Annotated in this window: 14 protein-coding genes; 8 read left to right on the plus strand and 6 right to left on the minus strand. The window is 62.9% G+C overall.

Annotated features, from left to right (window positions below):
* Positions 1-25: 25 nt before the first annotated feature.
* Positions 26-1,342, minus strand: a complete 1,317-nt coding sequence (locus ACOYYX_RS31245) for a hypothetical protein (RefSeq protein ID WP_422926587.1) — start codon at positions 1,340-1,342, stop codon at positions 26-28.
* 273 nt (positions 1,343-1,615) lie between these two features.
* On the opposite strand from ACOYYX_RS31245, the gene ACOYYX_RS31250 reads away from it, so the two are divergent.
* On the plus strand, positions 1,616-2,395 hold the full coding sequence (locus ACOYYX_RS31250) for an ATP-binding cassette domain-containing protein (protein ID WP_422926588.1): 780 nt from the start codon (positions 1,616-1,618) through the stop codon (positions 2,393-2,395).
* On the plus strand, positions 2,395-3,972 hold the full coding sequence (locus ACOYYX_RS31255) for an ABC transporter permease/substrate-binding protein (RefSeq protein WP_422926589.1): 1,578 nt from the start codon (positions 2,395-2,397) through the stop codon (positions 3,970-3,972). The genes ACOYYX_RS31250 and ACOYYX_RS31255 overlap by 1 nt, the downstream gene beginning before the upstream one ends.
* Before the next feature lie 5 nt (positions 3,973-3,977).
* On the opposite strand, the gene ACOYYX_RS31260 is transcribed toward ACOYYX_RS31255, so the two are convergent.
* The 3 genes from ACOYYX_RS31260 to ACOYYX_RS31270 form a co-directional block, all read right to left on the minus strand.
* Positions 3,978-5,360: an MFS transporter gene (locus ACOYYX_RS31260; RefSeq protein WP_422926590.1), complete on the minus strand. Its 1,383-nt coding sequence runs from the start codon at positions 5,358-5,360 to the stop codon at positions 3,978-3,980.
* 206 nt (positions 5,361-5,566) lie between these two features.
* On the minus strand, positions 5,567-6,763 hold the full coding sequence (locus ACOYYX_RS31265) for a glycosyltransferase (RefSeq protein WP_422926591.1): 1,197 nt from the start codon (positions 6,761-6,763) through the stop codon (positions 5,567-5,569).
* A gap of 184 nt (positions 6,764-6,947) precedes the next feature.
* Positions 6,948-7,952 (minus strand): DUF1573 domain-containing protein, encoded by a 1,005-nt coding sequence (locus ACOYYX_RS31270; protein ID WP_422926592.1) that lies wholly within the window; start codon positions 7,950-7,952, stop codon positions 6,948-6,950.
* Positions 7,953-8,401: 449 nt separating this feature from the next.
* Between ACOYYX_RS31270 and ACOYYX_RS31275 the strand changes: the two genes are divergently transcribed.
* Positions 8,402-8,878 (plus strand): STAS domain-containing protein, encoded by a 477-nt coding sequence (locus tag ACOYYX_RS31275; RefSeq protein ID WP_422926593.1) that lies wholly within the window; start codon positions 8,402-8,404, stop codon positions 8,876-8,878.
* An 81-nt stretch (positions 8,879-8,959) separates the two neighbouring features.
* Positions 8,960-9,316 carry an STAS domain-containing protein gene (locus tag ACOYYX_RS31280; RefSeq protein WP_422926594.1) on the plus strand — a complete coding sequence of 119 codons (357 nt, stop codon included), beginning with the start codon at positions 8,960-8,962 and terminating at the stop codon, positions 9,314-9,316.
* 34 nt (positions 9,317-9,350) lie between these two features.
* Here ACOYYX_RS31280 and ACOYYX_RS31285 read toward each other — a convergent pair whose 3' ends face one another.
* A complete protein-coding gene (locus ACOYYX_RS31285) occupies positions 9,351-10,757 on the minus strand; it encodes an MATE family efflux transporter (protein ID WP_422926595.1) in 1,407 nt (468 codons plus the stop codon).
* A 98-nt stretch (positions 10,758-10,855) separates the two neighbouring features.
* Here ACOYYX_RS31285 and folD point away from each other — a divergent pair, with 98 nt between their 5' ends.
* Together folD and ACOYYX_RS31295 are read left to right on the plus strand one after the other, a co-directional pair.
* Positions 10,856-11,731: a bifunctional methylenetetrahydrofolate dehydrogenase/methenyltetrahydrofolate cyclohydrolase FolD gene (folD, locus tag ACOYYX_RS31290; protein ID WP_422926596.1), complete on the plus strand. Its 876-nt coding sequence runs from the start codon at positions 10,856-10,858 to the stop codon at positions 11,729-11,731.
* Between the two features lie 107 nt (positions 11,732-11,838).
* Positions 11,839-12,687, plus strand: coding sequence for a sugar phosphate isomerase/epimerase family protein (locus ACOYYX_RS31295; RefSeq protein WP_422926597.1), 849 nt, complete (start codon positions 11,839-11,841; stop codon positions 12,685-12,687).
* Here ACOYYX_RS31295 and ACOYYX_RS31300 read toward each other — a convergent pair.
* Positions 12,680-14,665 carry a tetratricopeptide repeat protein gene (locus ACOYYX_RS31300; protein WP_422926598.1) on the minus strand — a complete coding sequence of 662 codons (1,986 nt, stop codon included), beginning with the start codon at positions 14,663-14,665 and terminating at the stop codon, positions 12,680-12,682. The two genes, ACOYYX_RS31295 and ACOYYX_RS31300, sit on opposite strands and share 8 nt — an antisense overlap.
* Before the next feature lie 327 nt (positions 14,666-14,992).
* On the opposite strand from ACOYYX_RS31300, the gene ACOYYX_RS31305 reads away from it, so the two are divergent.
* The gene (locus tag ACOYYX_RS31305; protein WP_422926599.1) at positions 14,993-18,301 is read left to right on the plus strand and encodes a hypothetical protein; all 3,309 of its coding nucleotides are present in this window, start codon (positions 14,993-14,995) and stop codon (positions 18,299-18,301) included.
* A 149-nt stretch (positions 18,302-18,450) separates the two neighbouring features.
* Positions 18,451-21,561: a PSD1 and planctomycete cytochrome C domain-containing protein gene (locus ACOYYX_RS31310; protein ID WP_422926600.1), complete on the plus strand. Its 3,111-nt coding sequence runs from the start codon at positions 18,451-18,453 to the stop codon at positions 21,559-21,561.
* The last annotated feature ends 2 nt before the right edge of the window (positions 21,562-21,563 follow it).

The raw sequence follows: 21,563 nt of genomic DNA on the forward strand, positions 1-21,563 counted from the left end.
AAGCGGCCAACCCTGATTCGAGTCATTAGAGAGAAGATCGGCCCTTTTTGCGCAAGAGACCAGCGATCGCGTCACGATACAGGGGTTCGGTGTCGCTCCGTGAGAAGGCCACGCTCGGCTCGTACCCCCCCTCGGCGAACGATCGCTGGAGCGGCAGATACCAGGGGCCACCGTCGCCATAGGCGGCCGTCGCCAGCATGGAGCCCGGCTTGATCTTCTGGGCCTCGAGTTGATACTCGATGAAGGTCTCGGCTGGGAGATGGAGGACCGAGACATCCCCCAGATCGAGCCTTGTGAGCAGGATCGGACGTTTCGAGGCCGCTCGGATCAGCCAGCCGCATGTCATGGCACTGCGATTCCGCTCCACGGTCGTCCGCTTCGGATCTGCGGCGATGGCCTTGAGCTGATCGAGATCCAGCCCTTCGCGAGGTTCGAGTGTGAGCGGCGCCGTGAACCAGTCGATCGATTCGAGCCGGGTCTCGTGGGGTCGAGCCGCCTCGTCGGCGGCGGCCATCGCCGCTCGGACGCGCTCGGCGAGGATCGCGCGGTTCGCGTGGTTCCCGTCGTTGTACTTGCCGGGGGTGATGTTTCCCGAGGATCCGGTGAAGTAAAGGTGCAGGGTTTCCGGTTCCTCGGCATCCCTCTTGTTTCGGGCGAGTCCGACGAAGTCGCTGGTGACCCGGCCGTCACCGTAGTAGCTCATCGGGTGGGTGGCATAGTAATAGAGTCGGGCCAGGACCTTATCACCCTTGCAGAACCCGATCGACTTCAGCATGGGGTCGATCGTCCCAATGGGTTCGGCCCTGACCTTGGGGTCTGTGGTGCTGCTATAACGAACGTAGAGACTCTTGCCATCGGGGCCGATGATCCGACGATTGGAGGCCACTTCCTTGACCTCGGCCTCCCCCGACCGGCAATGCGTGATCGGCTGGGCCTGGGGCAACGACTCGCGCAAAGCCACGGCAGAGCGCTTGATCAGGTCATCGACGAACCTTTCATCGTAGAGCAAGGTCGGGTTCTCCGACTTGCTGAGGAGGGCGTTGCCGTCGCGATCGATGAAAGGCGCGTTGTGCTGGTGGACGCAGTGCAAGGCCACGCGATCGGGCGTCGTGTGGGCCGCCTCGGCGAGCGCCTCGGTCCAGAGCCGATGCGACTCATTCATGACCCCCGTCCAGTCGAGGGTGGCGAGGACGATCGGCAGGCCCGCCCCCTGGAGGACGATCCCCCGCAGAGAGAGCGGGTCGTCGACCCCTACCACGGGTTTGATCCAGCCGCCGCAGAGCGGGTGGTTCATTGGCGGGGTCGCGTCGACCGAGAATCGTGCCAGGTGGAAGCCGAGCATCGCGAGCACTCCGAGGGACGGTCGTTGTCGAGGCGTGTCTTTCACAAGATCCATGCAGGCCGCGGCATCTAGGGAACGATCCGAGGACCGCTGGAAGGCGAGTTCCGAACTCGGTGGCGTGGACTTTGCACACTCGAGGATTCTCGCAGGGAAAACCCGCCATGGATCAGACGCTCTGGTCTGATGACGGTCTCTTGGACTCTATCGAACAGGCCGGGTCCATGATACTGTCGAACCGAGTCGGGATGCCGCAACCTTTTGTACGGGAAGATCATGCCGGCCGATTCACCCCCCGCGTCCGTCACCTGGCGTGACGTCTCGAAACGCTATCCCGACGGGCATCATGCGCTCGAAGGGGTCAGCCTGGAAGTTGGCGGCGGTGAGTGCCTCGCCATCCTCGGTTCCAGCGGCTCGGGGAAGACCACGCTCCTCAAGATGGTTAATCGGCTGATCGAGCCGAGCACCGGCACAGTCCTCGTTCGAGGAACTCCGACCTCGGACTGGGATCCGATCACCTTGCGGAGGTCGATCGGCTACGTGATCCAGGAGGTCGGGCTTCTCCCCCACCTTGATATTGCGTCGAATGTGGCCCTGACGCTCCGCATCCATGGCAAATCTCGCAAGGAAAGCGAGCCGAAGGTCCGCACGGGGCTCCAGATGGTTGGCCTCGACCCGGATCGGTTCGGATCACTTCGTCCGCACCAGCTCAGCGGTGGCCAACGACAACGCGTCGGAGTCGCCCGGGCCCTGGCGACCGACCCCGACCTCATCCTGATGGACGAGCCCTTCGGGGCGCTTGACCCGATCACGAGGCGTGAAATCCAGGACGAGTTTGTCGCCCTGAGGCGCCGCCTCAATAAGACGGTCATCATCGTGACCCACGACATTCGCGAAGCATGTCGGATCGCCGACAGGCTTGCGCTCGTGGATCGAGGCCGACTGGTGCAGCAAGGATCGGCGGCGGAACTGATCCACGAACCTCGAAATGAATTCGTGAAATCCTTTTTTCAAGAAGCCGGGGCGGTTGCCGCGGCGGACCCGGAAGGATCGTGATGGGCGGAATGCTCGACCTGTTCCGCAAGGAATACTGGCAACTGGCACTCGCCACCGCGGCACATCTCGACCTCGTGTTCGAGGCCCTGGCGTTCGCGGTCCTGATCGGGGTCCCCTGCGGAATCCTGGCAGCCCGATCGAAATCAGCCGAGCGGATCGTCCTCGGAGTGGCCAATATCCTGCAGACGGTACCAAGCCTGGCCCTGCTCGGATTCTTGCTCATCGCATTCCACGGGCAGATCGGCAAGCCCCCGGCTCGGACGGCCCTTGTCATTTACGCCCTTCTGCCGATTATCAAGAACACGATCCTCGGCCTCAGGAGTATCCCCGCGGGCATCGCCGAGGCTTCCGTTGGACTGGGTATGACCTGGTGGCAGCGCCTCACGATCGTCGAACTGCCGCTCGCCATCCCAATCGTGCTCGGCGGCATCAGGGTCGCCAGTGTTGCGTCGGTCGGAATGGCGACGATCGCCGCGGCCATCGGGGCCAAGGGCCTGGGAACGTATATCTTTCGGGGTGTCTCGCTCTCCGACACTCGGCTGATCTTGCTTGGCTCGATCCCGGCGGCCCTGCTGGCACTCATCTGCGACGCCGCGCTAGGCGAGGTCGAGTCGGCTCTCGACCCGACGCGCGAACGATCGTCGAGGGTCCGCAAGATCATCGCGTCAGCTGTCGTTGCATTTCTGTTGGCCACAGCAGGCTGGGGATTCTTCAATGACCTCCCGGGCCGGAATCAGTCCTCGACGATCGTGATCGGCTCGAAGGATGGCAGCGAGATGATCACCCTCGGCCACATGCTGGGGGACCTGATCGAGGCGGAGACCACATTGAAGGTTGATCGTCGCTTCAACCTCGGCGGGACGCTCGTCTGCTTCAACGCCCTGAAGAAGGGGGGGCTCGACGCCTACGTCGAATACACGGGCACCGCCCTGACGACGATCCTCAAGGAACCGCCCAGGAATGATCCCAATGCCGTGCTGCAAATCGTCCGCGAGACTTTGAAAAAGCGAGAAGACATCGATTGCCTCGCCCCTTTCGGGTTCGAGAACACCTTCGCCCTCATCATGCGACGCGAGCAGGCTGAAAGGCTCGGGATTCGGTCGATCTCCGACCTCAAGAACCATGTTGGCGAAATCCGCCCGGGATTCGGTCCCGAGTTCATGAACCGCGAGGATGGGTATCCTGGCCTCACGAAGGCTTATGGGCTCGAGTTCGTGGTTTCGCCGAGGGAAATGGATCGGAATCTGCTCTATCAGGCGGTGGCGAAAGGCTCGCTCGACCTGGCGGCGGGCGACTCGACGGACGGGCGGATCGCGTCGCTCGAACTCGTCGTCCTGACCGACGATCGCCACTACTTCCCCCCCTACCAGGCCGTGCCGCTCGTGCGGGCAGAGGTACTGGAACGTCATCCGGGGTTGAGAAAAGTTCTAGAAGTACTGGGAGGAAAGATCAACGCCGACACGATGCGTCGGCTGAATCGGGAGGTGGATGAGAAGCACCGAGACCCGGCAGAGGTCGCCCGAGAATTCCTGAAAACTCTCGGGCTGCCTCGAACCGGGTCTCGAAAGGGCTCGTAAGCTCATCAAGCGATTTCGGAAGCTGGTTCCAGTTCCTTCTTGCTCGCGCCGATCTCCTCTTCCTTGAAGAAGAGGGCGAAGGCCGCCATGCAAATCAGGGTTAGGATGAAGGGGCCCATCCAGTTGCCCGTCCAGTTCTCGACGGACTTACCGTTGACCACCGTCGTGTTGTAGGCGCGGACCCAGCCGGTCAGGGCACTGCCGAGGACCGTACCGAGGCCATAGACCACGAAGATCAAGAGGTTCTGGGCCGTCGCCTTGATGTCGCTGCTCGCGGCTCGGTCAACGTACATCTGGGCGACCACGAAGAAGAAGCCAAAGGCGAAGCCGTGGAGCCCGATCGTCGAGATCATGAGCCACTGGGGCTTGCCATAAGCCGAGAGTCCGAAACGGAGCGCCCAGGCCCCTGCCCCCAGGAGCATCGTCTTCTTCACGCCGATCTTCGCCACCGAGAGGGGGACCAGGCCGATGACGACCGCCTCGGCGAACTGGCCGAGCGTCATGAACGCGCCGGTGTCGGTCGGGCGTACTCCGATCGACTCGAGGAAGTAGTTCTCGCAAGCGAAGTAGAAGGCGAGCATGATCCCGATCAGGCCCGTGATGACCACGAGGACCGCGAAGGATCGGTGCTTCATCAACTCGAGGCTTTCGAGTACGGCCGACTTCTTGTCGATCGGATCGGTTTCCTTGGCCGGGCTGGGCGGAGTGTGCGGCAGCGTCAGGCAGTAGATTCCATAGATCAACGAAACCACGCCTGGGATTCGCAAGCAGTCGCGGAAGCCGGGCTCACTGATCCAGGAGATCGCGAACAGCGGTTTGAGATGCGGCACCACGCTCGACTGCCAGGCGGCCAGGAACGAAGCGAAGGCCTTATCCTGATGGAAAAGACCGAAGAAGTCTTTATAAAAGCCAAGATTGTTGTAATCGATATAGAACGGGAACGAGAGACCGGCAGCGATCCAGCCGACCGTTCCCCAAAGCCGGATCGACGGGAACGTGTTCTGATTACCCTCGCCAAGGCTCCGGAACGTGATCGAGTTCGATAGCCCCATCGTCGGCATGTAGAGGCTGCAGTAAAGCAGCAGCAAGACGAAGATCGGGACGAACGACGTGGCGTAAGCCGTCGCGATCAAAAGCAACCCGCCGATGAAATGCGACATCGCCATCACCTTCTCGGTGGCGAAGTAGCGGTCCGCCAACTGGCCGATGATGAACGGGCCCAGGATCGACCCGAAGCCGTAGACGGTGAAGATCCAGCCGATGGACTGAACGCTGAGATTCAGGTCGTTCGGTCCCAGGCGCTGGGCGAGCATCGGGAGCCAGATGCCCCAAACGTAGTACTGGAAGAACATCATCAGGCAGAGACGGAACCTCAGACCAAAGCTCATCGTGATGGCTCCCGAACGGAGAAGGACCAGGCGGGGAGGGTAGTCAAGACCCTCTCGGGTTGAAGATAGAGAATGTACCCAGCGACAATCGGCCTTGCCAACGTCCTGCCCGCCATTCGGACAGAAAAGGCGCGGTGGGAGCGCACTCGCGCGGCAGCGTTGCCTGGCATGTCATCAGATCGCCAGTTTCCGGCTGGGATTCATGCTCAATCGATCGGGAGCCAGTCGAGCAACTGGTCAACCACTCGGCGGCAGGTATGCTCGCGTGCCCACTCGTAACGGGCCGAGGCGAGGCCGTCGTCCGACCCTGTCGCGACGATGGCGCGGACACTTTCAATGAAGGCCTCGTGATCGGAGGCGACGCGGAAAAGGTCTTCGTAGAGCCGACATTCGGGCACTGTGGTAGAGACGATGGGCCGCCCGGTGACCATGTAATCCATGATCTTCGTGGGGCAGCAGGCGACGTTGAAGGGGTGATCCGGCAGATACGGAATCAAACAGACATCAAAGCAACGGTTATAATCGTTGATCGATGCTTGCGGTCGCCAGCCCAGGGCGTGGACGTTGGAGAGCTCGACGCAACGACGAAAATTCTCGGCCCCGGGTGCGTTCTCGGAAGGTTCGCGCCCGATCAGAACGACGGAGGCCTCGGGCATGGCGCCGGCGAGGCGATGGATCAGGTCGTAATCGAGCCGGTCTTCCAAGCTCCCGATATATCCGAGGATCGGCCGCGGCAGGTGCGCGATGTCCTCGGGTAAGGCCGCTGGCCGGTCGTAGGCACGATCGCCGAGCGAGGCGGACCGAGCCCCATGCGGCAGATGCTTGATCCGGTCGGACGCCTCGGGGACGGCGGAACGCAGCTCGTCGGCACGCGAGCGGGCCACGCAGACGGTCAGGTCGGACTCGCGGACCATCTGCCGCTCGGCTTCGCGGACCCTGTCGGCCTGTCCCGGCCAGTACAGTGTGTAATCGTCGACGTTGTAATAGATATGATAATCTGGCCGGACCATGTCCCGGAGCGGCCGATAGAACGGGTAGGTCATCACCAGGGCGAGTTGGCTCTTCCGCCCCATCCGTCGATGCCAGCGCTGGATCGAGGAGGCGATCGGCCTCATGCCGATCTGCGGGAAGCTCTTCATCCATCCGCTGGGCAGGACGAGTTCATGTCGCCAGTGCGACTCGCCGAGTTGCTTGGGTGAGCGTCGCCAGTTCCAGGGGCGTAGGCCGGCGTTCCAGGCGTTGCGATAGTCCTGGCAGTGCAGGAGTAGCGTCGCGACGTCCTCGCGATCGACCTCTCGAAACAGGTGCTCGGTGGTGAACCAGTTGGCGTCGGCGACGGCCAGGCTCAGGCGAGGGGTGCGCGGAGGGTCGGTGGGGGTTCGTGTCAACGGTGCGATCGCCATCGTGGCTCTTCCCTGGTGAGGCGTGCATCGGAGATCCATCATCCGACGTGGGCCTGAATCCGTCCCTAGTCCGAACGACCCTTGCAGAAGAGGCGGGTCGGTCGTCGCGAGGCGAGCTTAGGGCACCCCGCGACGACTTGTCAACCTGGAGAATTCGTTGTGGTTTTCGCGAACGGCTCCGAACTCAGGGGACGATCGTCGCGAAGGTGGTTAGTTTGGCGGGAGGTTCATCCTTGAGGTCGGTCCCGATCTCGAAAACGGCATTGAACGGACCGGACTGCGCGGGGGCCTTGAAGACGATCTCCATTCGATGCAGGGCCAGTGAATCCTGAGTCGCTGGGTCGGGGGTCGCCGAGAGTCCGTCCTTGCTCGCCTTGGTCGAGGTCACCTTGAACGGCTGCTTCGAGTTCGAGAGGATAAGCACCTGCTTCTTGACCACCTCGCCGGGTTTGAGCCGTCCTAGGACCATGATCGACGGCGACACGACGACAGCCGATTGGATATTGGCCGTGACCGAGATCGGGAACTTGGGATTCGCCGGGTCGTTGGTGTAGAGGGTCAGTTCGTCCTTGAAGTAACCGTTAGGGGCATTCGGCTTCAGGTTCGCGGTCAGCGTGTAACGGACCTGCCCATCGGCCGAACGGCTGGTTTCCTGCGCCTTGGCGGTGACGAAATTGCTTCCGAATTGGAGCTTTTCGATGCCCCAGTTAGGGACGCTCCCCGTATAACCGAGGTTGAGCGTCACCACGGGATCGCTCGTGCGCTGAACGGTGCCGAAGTCGATGAGTCCGGGGTTGAGGGTGATCTCCCCGCGGATGTAGCAGACAACGTTGAGGTCGACCTCGGTGTAGGTTGGGCGATCGATCACCAGGGTGAGCCCGGATCGCTTCTCGCCGAGGAACTTGGTCGTATCGATCACGGCTTCGACGGTGGTCTGCGTGCCGGGGGGGATCTGCTTCGCCCCGACGCGGACTTCCGTGCAGCCGCACTTGGTCTTCCAGTTGACGATGTGGATTTCCTGGTCGGAGTGGTTGGCCACCTTGAAGGAGTGGCGAATCTTCGACCCTCGGGCGACGGTTCCGAAGTTAAACGAACGCTCCTGGAAGACCGAATCCACCCAACTCTCGGCCGCGCCGGCGGTGGTCGCCAGACAGGCCCAGATCGCCAGAATGACGGGAATGCGACGCATGGGTCAAATCCCTTCGTAAGGCACTGACTCAGGGCGACGTTGGGCGTCGTACCTCTCGCGAGCCATTCCTTGAGATCCGTGGCGTCCGCCGTGTGCCGAGTTCGCGAGTTCAGGTCCGCGATTCGTCGGCGTCCTCTCTACTCCTACGAAAGATACCATATCGACGTGTCAAGGAGAGGCTCGATTTGGGCCACGTTTCGGGAAACCGAGCCCTAAGGCGTTGGGGTAGATAAGGCTGTCAAGATCCTGGTTCCCCCTTGTCCTCTATGCTAGGATAGGATTGACCTCCGAGCGACAAACGTCCGTGAGTCGTGTTTTCCCCTTCCGGACTTGTCTCGTCCGATCACATTCGACCGAGTCGCAGCACTGAGTGTTCCTCCTTGCGCAACTCCCCTATACATACTGGACGTAATTCTAGGTAGGTTCGTATTTAACGCGGAACCTCTCCCATGCTCAAACCGGCCGTTCAGGTCCACAACATTAACGGGCTTATGGTCGCGGAATTCTGGGACTGCTACCGACTCGATCCGACCCCGGTCCAGGATCTTCGCAGACTGTACGAGGCCCACATCAACGTCGCGGGGAATAAGGTCGACCTGGTGATCGACCTCCTCGGCATCGGCTTCGCGGGCTCCGCGGCGCTCGGCAATTTCGTGGCCTTGCATCGATTGGCCCGTCAGCGAGGCGGCCACCTCATCTTCTGCAACGTCGACCCGACCGTCCAGGAAGTTTTCCGGGTCAGCAAGCTCGAGTCGCTCTTTGCCTTCGTCCCCGACCGGGAGGCCGGGCTCGCTCTGGTCGAACGAGGTCTCGGCCCTGCCCCGGCCGATCCCGCGGCCCCGATCGCCCCGATCTCCGCACCCGTCAAGAAAAATACGGGCGGAGGAGGCTTGCTTCGCTCCAGTCGACGGAGGAAGCTCTCTTAACGTCTCGAGAGCCAAGTGCCAGCGAGGGTTGCCGCCGAATCCTGCTAGACGGTGGCCCACGATTCCACGGAGCGCAGTTTCATGTCCGCCACATCTCGGATCGACGTCCAAGTTCACGACGGCGTGAGCGTCGTCCGTTTCAACGAACGCCAGCTCTTCGACGAACGGACTGTTCGAGACGTCGCGGACCAGATCGCGGCGGTGATCCCCAGCGACGGAACTCCGATCAAACTCGTGCTCGACTTCTCCGACGTCACGCTCATATCCAGCTCACTCCTGAGCAAGCTCATCCTGTTCCAGCGCAGAGTGGACACCTCGGGCGGCAAGCTGCGGCTTTGCGAGCTCTCACCGATCCTCCAGCAGGTGTTCCGCACCTCGAACCTCGACCGACTCTTCGGGATTGATCGCGACGTGCGAGCTTCCCTCGCCGCGTTCTGATTCAAATATATCGTTCACAACTGAGGCGCGGGGCTCAGACGCGAGCCTCGCGCCAGCCGCCCTGGAAGAATCGCCCGGCGACGAGCAGTGCTCGGACGCTCAGGTCCGCGAACATGGCGAGCCAAGCCCCATAAAGCCCCAGGCCCATCCCTCCCAGTTCCGAGGGTCTGGTCAGATAGTAGGTGAGCGGTATCCGTACGCCAAGATAGCCGAGCATCACGAAAAACCAGGGCCAACGGGTATCACCCGCCCCTCTCAGGGCGGCCGGTAACACGTTAATGGTGGCCAGAGCCGGCATGGCGAAGGCGATGACTCGCAGGACGGGAACCCCGAGACTCGTCACGTCCGGTTGCCTTCCGCCGGTGAAGAGCCAGAACATCCCGCCCGCCTGAGTGTAGATCACGACCCCGAGTAAGCTCAGGACGGCCATACCGAGCGCCCACGACATTCGAGCAGCCCTGGCCGCGAGGTCCGGCCGCCCTGCGCCGAGATACTGACCCGTCAGCGTGCTCGCCGGGACCGAGAACGCCGCGATCGTGAGGAACGAGAGCGACTCGCACCGAATGGCAACCCCGTGCGCCGCCGTGGCCGTCGGGCCAAGCTTGTTGATCAGACTCAGGAACCAGAGCTGGCTCGAGATATTCGTGAGGCTCTCCCCCGCCGCGGGGAGGCTAATCCGGAGGATCCGGCGAATCTCCGGCCAAGCCGGACGCAACTGCTGAAGGCTCAAATGAAGACCCGAGCGCCCTCGGATCAGGATCAGCAGGATCACCAGACCCCCGATGCCTTCACCGATGGCCGTACCGAGCGCCACGCCTGAAAGCCCCAGCGAGGGCAAAGGACCAAATCCTCGTACGAACGACCAGCTCAATGCCACGTTGATCGCGTTGACCAGGATCATGACCCACATGCCCGTGCGAGTATCGCCCGCACCTCGCAGGCAGGCGACTCCAACGGCCGTGCAGGCCAGCATCGGGGTCGCCGCCAGCACGATCCGCAAGAAATTGGCCGCCTCGCGAGCTGCCGTCCCTTGCAAGTTGAGCAGGGTCACGACATTCGAGGCCGAGATCCAGCCGACGACGAAGGTGATCGTCCCGAGGATCAGGCCCATCATCACCGCCTGTTGACAGATCCGCGAAGCTGCCTCGGGTTCCTTCTTCCCGATCATCCGAGCCACGATGGCCGTCGCCCCGACGGAGACGATCGTCATGATGTTGCTGAGGAACCAGAGCAAATACGTCGAGACCGTGACCGCGGCGAGGTGATCCTGCGTCAGGTAACGACCGGTCAGGAGGGTGTCGGAGAGACCGACGAGGTAATGCAGGGCCTGCTCGACGAGCACGGGATATGCGAGGAATCCGACACGCCGAGCGATCGCGAGAGTCGAGACTTCCAGCCCGCCGAGATTCTCAACCTCGACTGAATCCGTTCCTTGTAACACGCGCCTCGTCTCCCCTCGCACTTCGTCCCGATTCCTCAAGGCCAGGTCACGAGTTATGATAGCGGCTCGGACAAATTCGCCTCACCCGGAGTTCGCCCGTGGCTGCTCGGATCCTCGACGGTAAAGCGCTCGCCCAGAAAGTTCGCACTCAGATCAAGGCCGAAGTCGCCAAGCTCCGGGCGGAAGCCCAGATCGTCCCCGGCCTCGCCGTGGTGCTGGTCGGGGACGATCCGGCAAGCCAGGTGTATGTCCGCAATAAGGAGAATGCCTGCAAAGTGGCCGGGATGAACGGCACCCTGCACCGGTTGCCCGCCGACGTGAGCCAGGCCAAGCTCCTCGACACCATTGACAGGCTCAACGCCGACCCCACCGTGCATGGCATCCTCGTGCAACTCCCGCTGCCGCGACAGATCGACGAGCGCGTGGTGCTCGAGCGTGTCGACCCCCGCAAGGATGTCGACGGATTCCACCCCGAGAACGTGGGCCTCCTGACGATCGGCTCGCCTCGATTTGTCCCCTGCACCCCGCTCGGAATCGGCGAACTCCTGGTCGAGGCCGGGATCGAGACCAAGGGCGCGAATGCGGTCGTGCTCGGGCGATCGAATATCGTCGGCAAGCCGATGGCCCTGCTCCTGGTCCGCAAAGGCAAAGGCGGGGACGCCACCGTCACTATCTGCCACACGGGCACCCGCGACACGGCCTCGATCGCCCGGCAGGCCGACATTCTGATCGCCGCGGTGGGTCGGCCCGAGCAGGTTCAGGCCGACTGGGTGAAGCCCGGCGCGGTGGTCATCGACGTGGGGATCCACAAGCGCGAGGATGGCTCACTCTGCGGTGACGTGCATTATCCGACCGTTTCGCAGGTTGCGTCAGCGATCACGCCAGTGCCGGGCGGCGTCGGGCCGATGACGGTCGCCATGCTCCTCAAAAATACCCTGCTCGCCGCCGAGTTGACCCGCCCCAAATCCGACTGATTGAATATGCAACCCGCCGGCCCCGATGCTTACCATGCTCGGGGCCATTTCATCCCTATATCAGCATTCTTCACACGCCAACTACGACCGACTCTGGAGTCCTGCCGATGATTCGACTGGGGATCTGCAACGAGCTTTTCGAGGGCTGGGACTTCCCCGAGGTCTGCCGGATCGTCAAGGAACTCGGATACGACGGCCTCGAGATTGCCCCGTTCACGATCGCGCCTCGGATCACGGACGTCTCGGCGGCCAGGCGTCGCGAGATCAGGTCGATTGTCGAGGACGCGGGCCTCGAGACGATCGGGCTTCACTGGCTCCTGGCAAGGACGGAGGGGTTCTATCTCACCTCACCCGATCGATCGGTGCGGCAGAAGACGGGGGAATACCTCGTCGAACTCGCCGAGGCCACGCGTGACATGGGGGGAGGCGTGATGGTGTTCGGCTCCCCCAAGCAGCGCGACCTGCTACCGGGAGTCGATTATGTTAAGGCCTTCGCCTATTCGCTCGAGGTCTTCTCGGAGATCATGCCAAGGATCGGGGCGACGGGGGTGGACTTCTGCCTCGAGCCGCTGGCCCCGAATGACACGAACTTCCTCAATACCTGCGCCCAGGCCGAGGAACTCATCAGGCAGGTCGGCCACCCGAGCTTCAAACTGCACATGGACGTGAAGGCCCAGTGCGGCGAGACCGACGGCACGGTGCCCGAGCTGATCCATCGCTACGCCAAGGACGCCGGCCACTTCCACGCCCAGGACGTGAACCTGCAAGGTCCCGGTATGGGAGACATCGATTTTGAGCCCATTTTGAAGGCGCTCGTCGAATCCGGCTACGACCGCTGGGTTTCCGTCGAGGTCTTCGACTACTCCCCGGGCGCGGAGCCGACCGCCCGTCTCAGCCTGGCCTGCCTCAAGGAGAATCTTGAGAAGGCCTATCGCGCGAAGGGCCCAGTCAAGTGAGTTCGGGGTCGATCGATTCGACCTTCACTGTGACCGTCTTCGAGTGCCTCGAGTCGGATGGTGGAGGGGCGGCCGGATCCAGCAAGGGTCGTCCGTCCTTCATCTCAGGCTGGATCGGCTTGAGCATCGGGAGCGGGCCCGCCACGAAGCCGGGGCCGACCCTCCGGTATGGTACCCTCGAGAACGAAGGGGCGGTAATCCCGGTCGTACGAGCCCCGACGTCGACGCTCGCACCATTCGGGATGAAGTCGGCTCCGTCCGTGGGAGGCGCCTCGATTTCCGAGCTCGAAACTTCTTCTTCAGAAGATGCGGGCTCCTGAGTCTCCGAATTCTCGGCTTCGGCGAGACTAGCTCCGGCGACAACGAGGTCGGTCGCGAGGGCCTGCAAGGGGTCGACTTCCGCATACGTTTCCTGATCCGAGGTGTCCATCAGGGTCATGCGGATCGGGTTCGTCGCGCCCGCGTCGATTCCCTGCGATTCGTTGACGGAGAAGACGATTTCCAACTTCTCAAGCTGCGGCTCGTCGGGCTTCGTGGGCTCGGGTTCTGAAGCCGGCTCGGGCTCACGCGGTTCCTCGTAGAACTCCTGGACCCGCTGGATGTGCGGACGTTCTGTGTCGAGGGCTTCGATCGACCCGAAGATCGGGGCGTTCGGCATGTCTTCCTCGAACGGGATGTCGCGGACCATCGCGCGGACGGGGGCACTCTTGAGCCGGAGCCGACGCCTAGAGGCCGCGGTTGCAATCTCGGGGCCGATAGTGTCGCGGACGAATTCGTGGTGGCTCGCCCATTCCTCATCGCTCAGGGCCTCAAATTGCACCACGAGCGAGAGAAGTTGCGTGAGGGCGTGCTCTCCCGAGGAAAGGGTCGAGGCCTGGCTCGGCAGGTTGGCCCAGGGTGCCAGGGCGATCCCCCCGCGCAAGAGGCGGGCATGCTCCTGGCATTCCATCAAGGGTGTAAAGTCGACATCGCCGACATGCCCTAGGGCGAGGATCTGGTCGAGGACCGTGAGGGCCCGACGGCGGATTTCCTCGCGGGCAACCTGGCGAGACTTGGCCTCCTGAACCTCATCCAGGAACGCAGCCAGTTCATGAAGATTCTCGGCATTGAGCGAAAGCGACGGCTGCGGACCCGCGAGCCGCTTCGCCTTCTCGCGCAATGAGGCGAGTAGTCGGCGGCACGCGGACATCTCGTCGAGGGTCGTGGTCTGGACCGGGCAGCCGGAACGCAAATCCATGACGGCAACGGGGCCGGAGTGATTGCCAAGCTGCTTGATTTGCTCGGCCAGCCCGACGACCTCGTGGGCCAACTCGGTGACGAGGATGGAGCTCTTCGCTCCGGGCACTGGCCGGCTCGTCTGCGTGGTCTGATGGATTAGCTCGCAGGCGACCCCCCAATCCCCCTTGCGGCGGAGCAACCTCGCCAATTCATTCCGGCCGCGGACTGTCTCGGGATGCTGCTCGCCGAAGACTTCGAGCCGGATGGCGTGGGCCTGCCTAAGGTTGGCCTCGGCCTCGTCGTATCGACCCTTGTGGGCGAGGAGCCCGGCCAGGCAGCCAAGGCTCGTGGCGAAGTCGGGATGATGTTCGCCGATCGTCGCCCGGCGGATCTCCAAGGCCTCGCGGAAGAGTTGCTCGGCGCCGTCGGGGTCGCCGACGAGGAACCTCAGCTCGGCCCGCATGCTCAGGCCTAGGGCGAAATCCGGATGCCTCCGCCCGACGGCCCGCTCGAGGACCCCGAGGAGTTGGACGACCTTGATCTCGGACTCGGCGTACTGACGCTGCGAGTAGAGGAAGTCAGCTTCGTCATGGAGCCTGCCGATAACGTCTTCGAGCGCGTTACCCGGGACGGCCCGCTCGATGGGGCCTCGACCGCTAGCCGCACCAGCTTCGAATTGGCCGGGGCGGGCGGTATTCTGGAATACCTGCCCAGCGGGCCTCGTTCCGGCGTTGGGGCGGCCTTGTTCGCGCGAGCCCATGATCCCTCGCGACCTCAGGAGAACATCTCGTCAATTCAACGCAGCTCGAAGGCGTACGGCCCTCAACGCATGCTTCCGTAGTCTGGCGGCGGCAAAGTCACCGTCCTCGTCAGTTATTATCGTATCGCCTAAGACCCCCGCCGCGATGCCTCTCCGGAAAATCGAAGCGATTCCGATCAAAATCGGGGTCGTATGAGTCTTGAGGGCCACAGCCCGATTCACCCGGCATGCGGTTCTCATACGGCGGGCGTCTCACGCCTGGCAACGTCCGCCAGGCCACGCTACGATGCGCTTTTCTGTCAAAGAGAGTTAAGGAAATTGGCCCCCATGCTCAGCCCGGCGGAACGCAGCCTCGACGTAGCCGAGATCGAGCGGGCCGTCCATAACGCCGAGCCCTCCGTCCGCTTCGTTTCCCCCAGCCGCATGCGCCGCGTCATCAAGCGAGACCGGCGGCTGGGCGGCTACGGGTTCCATCTCCCTCATCGCCATGTCTACACAGTCTTCGCGTCGACCGACAACGGCGCCGCGGCCCTGGAACAGGCCGAGATCGCTTACGATCGAACCGACCCCGATCCGCTGATCCTCCTGCCCCGCCCCGACCCTCGCGACTTCGCCGACTTCACCCCCGGGACCTTGCTGCGAGACCTCTGGCGACTCGTCTTCCACGCCAAGATCCACGCCGTTCTCGAAGGTCGAGCCCTCCGAGGACATTTCTCGTACGCCGAGATCCAGGCTCGGGTCGACCGCATCGGCCGCGACGAGTTCGAGGAAATACGAGGTGTCCTGAGGACCGAAGGGATCCTGCTCCCTCCCGAAGACGACCTCACAACCTTCGTCGAGTTCGCGGCGTATTACCTCGAACTCCGACGTTTCAGCCCTCAACTCCTGACCCATACGTTCCCAGGGCTCGACGAATTCGAGCGTGGCGACATCGAGGCGCTCCTCGCCGGCGACATCGACGACAAGACGCTCTTTGAGAGCTGTCGCCCCGAGGGAGCCTGGCTCCCCGACACGATACTTGCAGAGGGGATCCCGAGCGTCGTGATTCGGTATCGGACCGTCGCCGAATCGGCCGAGCTCGAAATCCCGGAGACCAGGCAGGCCAGGCTCTCCATACGCAAGTCGACGACGGCGGCCAATCGCGGTAACGACGTCCGTGCAGCGATCCTCAAGACCAGCGCGGCGAGGCAGGCCCAGCCAAGGTTCAAGCCCTCATTCGACCAGGGGGCGAAAAAAGACCTCGAGCGCCTTGTCCATCGGATCCAGGAAACCGGGCTTTTCGAGGCGAACGAGGCCGACGAGTGGCTCAAAGGCCTGCTGCCGCTCCTTGAACGGGCGTCTCGAGGCTTCTGGACGGCCGAGGCCCGCCTGCTCTACGACTTGCAAAAGGTCTGCCTCGATTACGAGCGGCCGGCCTTCAGGATGGACTTCTGGGGCTGGGTCAACAATTTCGGCAAGACGCCGATTCGACGCGATCAGCCGCTCCTCGGCGCGGTCATGGCGGAGAACCATCTCCGACGCGCCGCACACCGACTCGCATCGGTCCACGTCGGGGTCGAGGATCGAGCCAGGCTCGGGCATCTGCTCCACGACGCGCTCGACCAGGCCGACGAACTCCTGCGGAGACGGCTGCGAAAGCCGATCGAGACGACGATCGAGGAACAGGGCTTTCGCCCGTGCAACCTGCCTGAGCGGGTAGCTTTCAAGAAGCTCGTGGATGAGCTGCTCGACAAGATCTCGAGCCGGGGCCATCTCTCGATCGGCGAACTCCGAGACGCGTGCTCGCGGAGCAACCTCAAGCTCCCCGACATCAAGAGCTTCGGCGATGCGATCCGCAGGGATCGACTCCTCCAGGCCGACCGAGCCCTGGCGCGGGAACTTGATGGGATCTACCGCCGAGGTGAGATTTATCTCAGGTGGCTCCATCGCCTGAGTGCAATGGCATTCGCCACGTCATTCGGGCGGTTCCTGACCCTCTATGTGGCGATCCCTTATGGCGGGGCCTTCGTCGCGCTCGAGGGGTTGCAGCACCTCATCGAGCCGGTCGTCCATCACCTCTGGGATAAATCAATCCACCTCCATATCCAGAACCCGGTTTCGCTCGTCTCGCTGGGGACGATCGCGCTCGGTGTGGTGAATTTCCTCAGCTTTCGGTCGAGGTTCCTGGTGACCGTGGCCTCGCTGGCCCGACTCATTCGCAAATCGGTCGGGCAGGTCGTGACGTTGGTGTTCCGCTTACCCTTGATACGGCTCCTGATCGAAGGGCGAGTCACGCTTTACGCCTGGAATTACGTGATCAAGCCGATACTGGTGCTCCTGCCGATCGCCACGGTAGTCCATCTGCTGGGGGTCGACGACCGGTTGACGGTGGTCTCGGGTGGGCTGGCGTTCCTTGCGATCAACCTGCTGATCAACTCGAAGTCCGGTAGGCACCTCGAAGAGTTCCTGACCGATGAGGTCGCCCGCGGCTGGCGATACACGATCCGGGACCTGATTCCCGGGCTCTTCCGCCTCGTCATGGCCTCGTTTGATCGCGTTCTCGAGACGGTCGACCGCCTTCTCTACGCCGTCGATGAATGGCTCCGGTTTCGCGCGGGCCAATCGAAGGTTTCACTGGTCGCCAAGGTCGTGCTCAGCTCGATCTGGTTCGTCGTTGCGTACCTCATCCGAATTTATGTGAATCTGCTGATCGAGCCTCAAATCAACCCGATCAAGCACTTCCCCGTGGTGACGGTGTCCCACAAGGTCATCCTTCCGTTCTCCCTCAAATTGGCTTATATCATAGCGACCCCACTCTCTCCGTTCCTCGGGTTGGTGGCGGCCAATTTCATCGCCGGGATCACGGTCCTGCTCTTCCCCGGCGTTTTCGGGTTCCTAGTCTGGGAATTCAAGGAGAACTGGCGGCTGTACGAGGCCAATCGCAGCACAAATCTCGCGAAAGTGATCGTGGGACATCACGGCGAGACGATGGCCCGGCTCCTTCGTCCCGGATTCCACTCGGGGACCATTCCCAAACTGTTCTCCAAGCTCCGCAAATCCGAGCGTCGCGGACCGTCGAAAGTCCAGGAGGAACGCGCGATCACCCTCGGCGAGCGTCTACACCACGTCGAGGTCGAACTCCATCGGTTCCTGACCCGAGACTTCATCGCCCTCGTCAATGAGAGTCGGACGCTGAAGCCGCTCGAGATGACGATCGGCTCGATCAGGATCGCCACAAATCGCATCAAGGTCTCCCTCCACATCGACGACGAGCCGGAAGAGCTCACCATCATGTTCGAGGAGCGATTCGGCCACCTGATCGCGGGGGTTGTCGACCCGGGTTGGATCGCCGAGATCACCGACGCCGAGCGCCGAGCATTGATCACGGCCGTCGTCGGGCTCTACAAGATGGCGGGAGTCGAGTTGGTCCGGCAACCGGCCCGGCTGGGCGAGGATAATCCCAGCCATCGGGATTCGGACGTGGAGTTGCATCCCATCAAGGACGTCGCGATTTCCTGGAAGCGATGGGTCGACGCCTGGGAACGCGACCAGGAGGGTGAAGGTCACCCACCTCGCTTCGTGGTCGGCATCCCTTTCCTGCCAGCCCCGGTCCCTCCCAAAGGACGAGGGAAGAACCGTCGCACCTCTCGCCGATGAGCCTGTCTTCCCGAATTGGGAATCACCCCGCCCTCCCCTGCGCCCCAAGCGGCCGCGGATTGGATTTCCTTGAGTTGAATTTTTGCTTAAGATGAGAGTTCCTACCGCGGGAACCGAACCGGCTAAAACGGTAAGAGGTTTCGAACAGCATGAAACGCGCAGTCCTCCCTCCTCGCTTGCGCTGGTGCCTGTCTGGTCTACTCGGCGGCATCCAGTTCTTCACGCTCGCAACGGGCGTCGTCAAGGCTGAGTCGAACCCGACCGCCGCGACCATCGACTTCGGCAAGCAGATCCGCCCTATCCTCTCCAACGCCTGCTTCCAATGCCACGGGCCGGATGCGAACGAACGTCAGGCGGAGCTTCGGCTCGACCTTCGCGATGGTGCGATCAACCCCTCCGAATCCGGCAAGCCCGCGATCGTCCCCGGAAAGCCCGATGAGAGCCCCCTCCTCAAGCGGATTCACGCCAAAAATAAAAACCTCCTGATGCCTCCGGCCGAGAGCAACAAGTCTCTCACCGAGGAGCAGAAGGGGCTGCTCAAGGCCTGGATCGAACAAGGGGCCAAATACGAAACACACTGGTCGTTCACACCGCCGACCCGTCCCAGCACGCCGAAGTCTGCCGAAAAGGGCTGGGTCCGCAACACGATCGACCGCTTCATCCTGGCGAAGCTCGACAGTGAGGGGTTGAAGCCCGCACCCGAGGCCGACCGCACGACTCTGATCCGACGCCTCTCGCTCGACCTCACCGGCCTGCCGCCTACGCCCGCTGAGGTCGACGCCTTCGTCGCCGACCCCCGCTCGGACGCCTACGACCGGCTCGTCGATCGCATGCTCAACAAGCCGCAATACGGCGAGCGCCTGGCCGTCGACTGGCTCGATGCCGCCCGCTACGCCGACACCCACGGGTATCACATCGACAGCGGCCGCGACATGACCCGCTGGCGGGACTGGGTGATCGAGTCGTTCAACCGTAATCGCCCCTTCGACCAGTTCAGCGTCGAGCAGTTGGCGGGCGACCTATTGCCCAACGCCACGATGGACCAGCGGATCGCCAGCGGATTCAACCGCAATCACATGATCAACTTCGAGGGGGGTGCCATCCCCGAGGAGTATCAGACGGCCTACGTCATCGATCGCGTGAACACGACGGGGACCGTCTGGCTCGGGCTGACGATCGGTTGTGCCCAGTGCCACGACCACAAGTTCGACCCGATCTCGCAGAAGGAATATTATCAATTCTACGCCTTCTTCAATAATATCCAGGAGAATGGCCTCGACGGGGCCAAGGGGAACGCCGAGCCCCAGATGCCCTCTCCGACGATCGCGCAGCAGGAAGAGATCGCCCGCCTGGATCGCTCGATCGCCGACACCAAAGCCCAAATCGAGGGCCACCTGCCCACGGCCGACACATCCCAGGTCGCCTGGGAGAAGACGGCGGCCGAATCCCAGGCAAACGCCTGGCAAGTCTTCGACCCCGCCGAACTGCGTTCGACGGGCGGCTCCAAACTCGTCAAGCAGGCAGACGGCTCGATCCTGGCGGAGGGCGAGAACCCGACGAGCGACGTCTATACGATCGTCATGAAAGGTGACCTGGCAGGTATCACTGCCGTACGGCTCGAGACGCTCCCCGACGATAGGTTCAACGGCAAGGGGCCAGGCCGCTCGGTCAACGGTAACATCGTGCTGACCGAGTTCCGGGCCGACACCTCGTCCGCTCGCAAGTTCAAGGGCGTCACCGCCGACCACAGCCAGGCCGACTTCCCCGTCGCCCTGGCGATCGACGGCCAGCCCACGACCGGCTGGGCCTTGCTCCCCGAGGTCGGCAAGCCCCACGCGGCCGTCTTCGAATTCGATAAGCCGTTGACCGCGAGCGATGGCCAGCAGTTGACGATCCACATCGAATTCCAGTCGCCGTTCGGTCAGCACCAACTCGGTCGGTTCCGGCTCGCCACGACTCGTTCGGCCAAGCCGACCGGCACCGAGTCGCTCCCTGCCCCGATCGTCGCCATACTGGGCACGCCGAACGACAAGCGAACCCCCGCCCAGCTCGCCGAGATCCGCACCTACTTCCGCTTCAACGTCTCGCCAGAGACGAAGCCCCAGCGTGACAAGCTGGCGAACCTCCAGAAGTTCCGGAGCGACGTGGACAAGTCGATCCCGACGACGATGGTCATGAGCGAGATGGCCAAGCCTCGCGATACTTTCATGCTCATTCGAGGAGCTTACGACAAGCATGGCGAGAAGGTCACGCCCGCGGTGCCTGCAAGCTTGCCCGCGCTGGGAGCGGGCGTCCCCGCCAATCGCCTGGGCCTGGCCCGCTGGATCGTGGATCCGTCGAATCCCCTGCCGGCCCGCGTGACGATCAACCGCTACTGGCAGATGATCTTCGGCACGGGTCTCGTCAAGACCTCCGAGGACTTCGGCTCGCAAGGTGAGTTGCCCAGCCACCCCGAGTTGCTCGACTGGTTGGCCCTCGAGTTCCAGGACGGCTGGAACGTCCGCGAGATGATCCGGATGATGGTGACCTCAGCCACGTATCGGCAGTCGTCGGTCGTCACGCCGGAGTCGCTGGCCAAGGACCCCGAGAATCGGCTCCTCTCCAGAGGACCTAGGCTCCGGCTCCAGGCCGAGTTCATCCGCGACCTCGCCCTCTCGGCGAGCGGCCTGCTCGACCCACGGATCGGTGGCATGAGCGTCTCGCCCTACCAGCCTCCGGGCCTCTGGGAAGAGCTCTCATTCCGCATGGATAACAAGAACTGGACGGCGCAGTCATACGAGCAGAGCCACGGGCGCGACCTCTATCGTCGCACCATGTATACGTTCTGGAAGCGGACCTCGCCTCCTCCGACGCTCGCAACGTTCGACGCCCCCGATCGCGAGACCTGCACCGTGCGACGGGCGCGGACCAACACGCCGCTGCAGGCCCTCGTCCTCCTGAACGACCCGACCTACGTCGAGGCCGCGCGGAAGCTGGCCGAGCGGATGATGGTCGAGGGGGGCAAGTCGCCCGAGGAGCGGATCAACCTGGCGTATCGGCTTGCCCTTTCTCGGGCCCCTCGCGCCGAGGAGGTCGAAGTTCTCAAGACGCTCTTCGAGGCCCAGGCCGGCGTCTACCGCAAGGATAACGCCGCCGCAGTGAAACTCCTGACCGTCGGCGAATCCGGGCGCAACGCGGCCCTGGCCACCGACGAGCTCGCCGCCTGGACGATGGTTGCCGCGGCGATCCTGAACCTCGACGAGACCGTCACGAAGGGCTAATG

The sequence above is a fragment of the Singulisphaera chitinilytica genome, from assembly GCF_049331405.1.
Taxonomy (GTDB): domain Bacteria; phylum Planctomycetota; class Planctomycetia; order Isosphaerales; family Isosphaeraceae; genus PoT.

Excerpts from the sequence above, each read along its gene's own strand:
- ACOYYX_RS31310 (WP_422926600.1), top strand. The coding sequence starts at position 18,451 with ATGAAACGCGCAGTCCTCCCTCCTCGCTTGCGCTGGTGCCTGTCTGGT.
- ACOYYX_RS31270 (WP_422926592.1), bottom strand. The coding sequence starts at position 7,952 with ATGCGTCGCATTCCCGTCATTCTGGCGATCTGGGCCTGTCTGGCGACC.
- ACOYYX_RS31255 (WP_422926589.1), top strand. The coding sequence starts at position 2,395 with ATGGGCGGAATGCTCGACCTGTTCCGCAAGGAATACTGGCAACTGGCA.
- ACOYYX_RS31295 (WP_422926597.1), top strand. The coding sequence starts at position 11,839 with ATGATTCGACTGGGGATCTGCAACGAGCTTTTCGAGGGCTGGGACTTC.
- ACOYYX_RS31280 (WP_422926594.1), top strand. The coding sequence starts at position 8,960 with ATGTCCGCCACATCTCGGATCGACGTCCAAGTTCACGACGGCGTGAGC.
- ACOYYX_RS31300 (WP_422926598.1), bottom strand. The coding sequence starts at position 14,665 with ATGGGCTCGCGCGAACAAGGCCGCCCCAACGCCGGAACGAGGCCCGCT.
- ACOYYX_RS31305 (WP_422926599.1), top strand. The coding sequence starts at position 14,993 with ATGCTCAGCCCGGCGGAACGCAGCCTCGACGTAGCCGAGATCGAGCGG.
- ACOYYX_RS31245 (WP_422926587.1), bottom strand. The coding sequence starts at position 1,342 with ATGCTCGGCTTCCACCTGGCACGATTCTCGGTCGACGCGACCCCGCCA.
- ACOYYX_RS31265 (WP_422926591.1), bottom strand. The coding sequence starts at position 6,763 with ATGGCGATCGCACCGTTGACACGAACCCCCACCGACCCTCCGCGCACC.
- ACOYYX_RS31260 (WP_422926590.1), bottom strand. The coding sequence starts at position 5,360 with ATGAGCTTTGGTCTGAGGTTCCGTCTCTGCCTGATGATGTTCTTCCAG.
- ACOYYX_RS31250 (WP_422926588.1), top strand. The coding sequence starts at position 1,616 with ATGCCGGCCGATTCACCCCCCGCGTCCGTCACCTGGCGTGACGTCTCG.
- ACOYYX_RS31275 (WP_422926593.1), top strand. The coding sequence starts at position 8,402 with ATGCTCAAACCGGCCGTTCAGGTCCACAACATTAACGGGCTTATGGTC.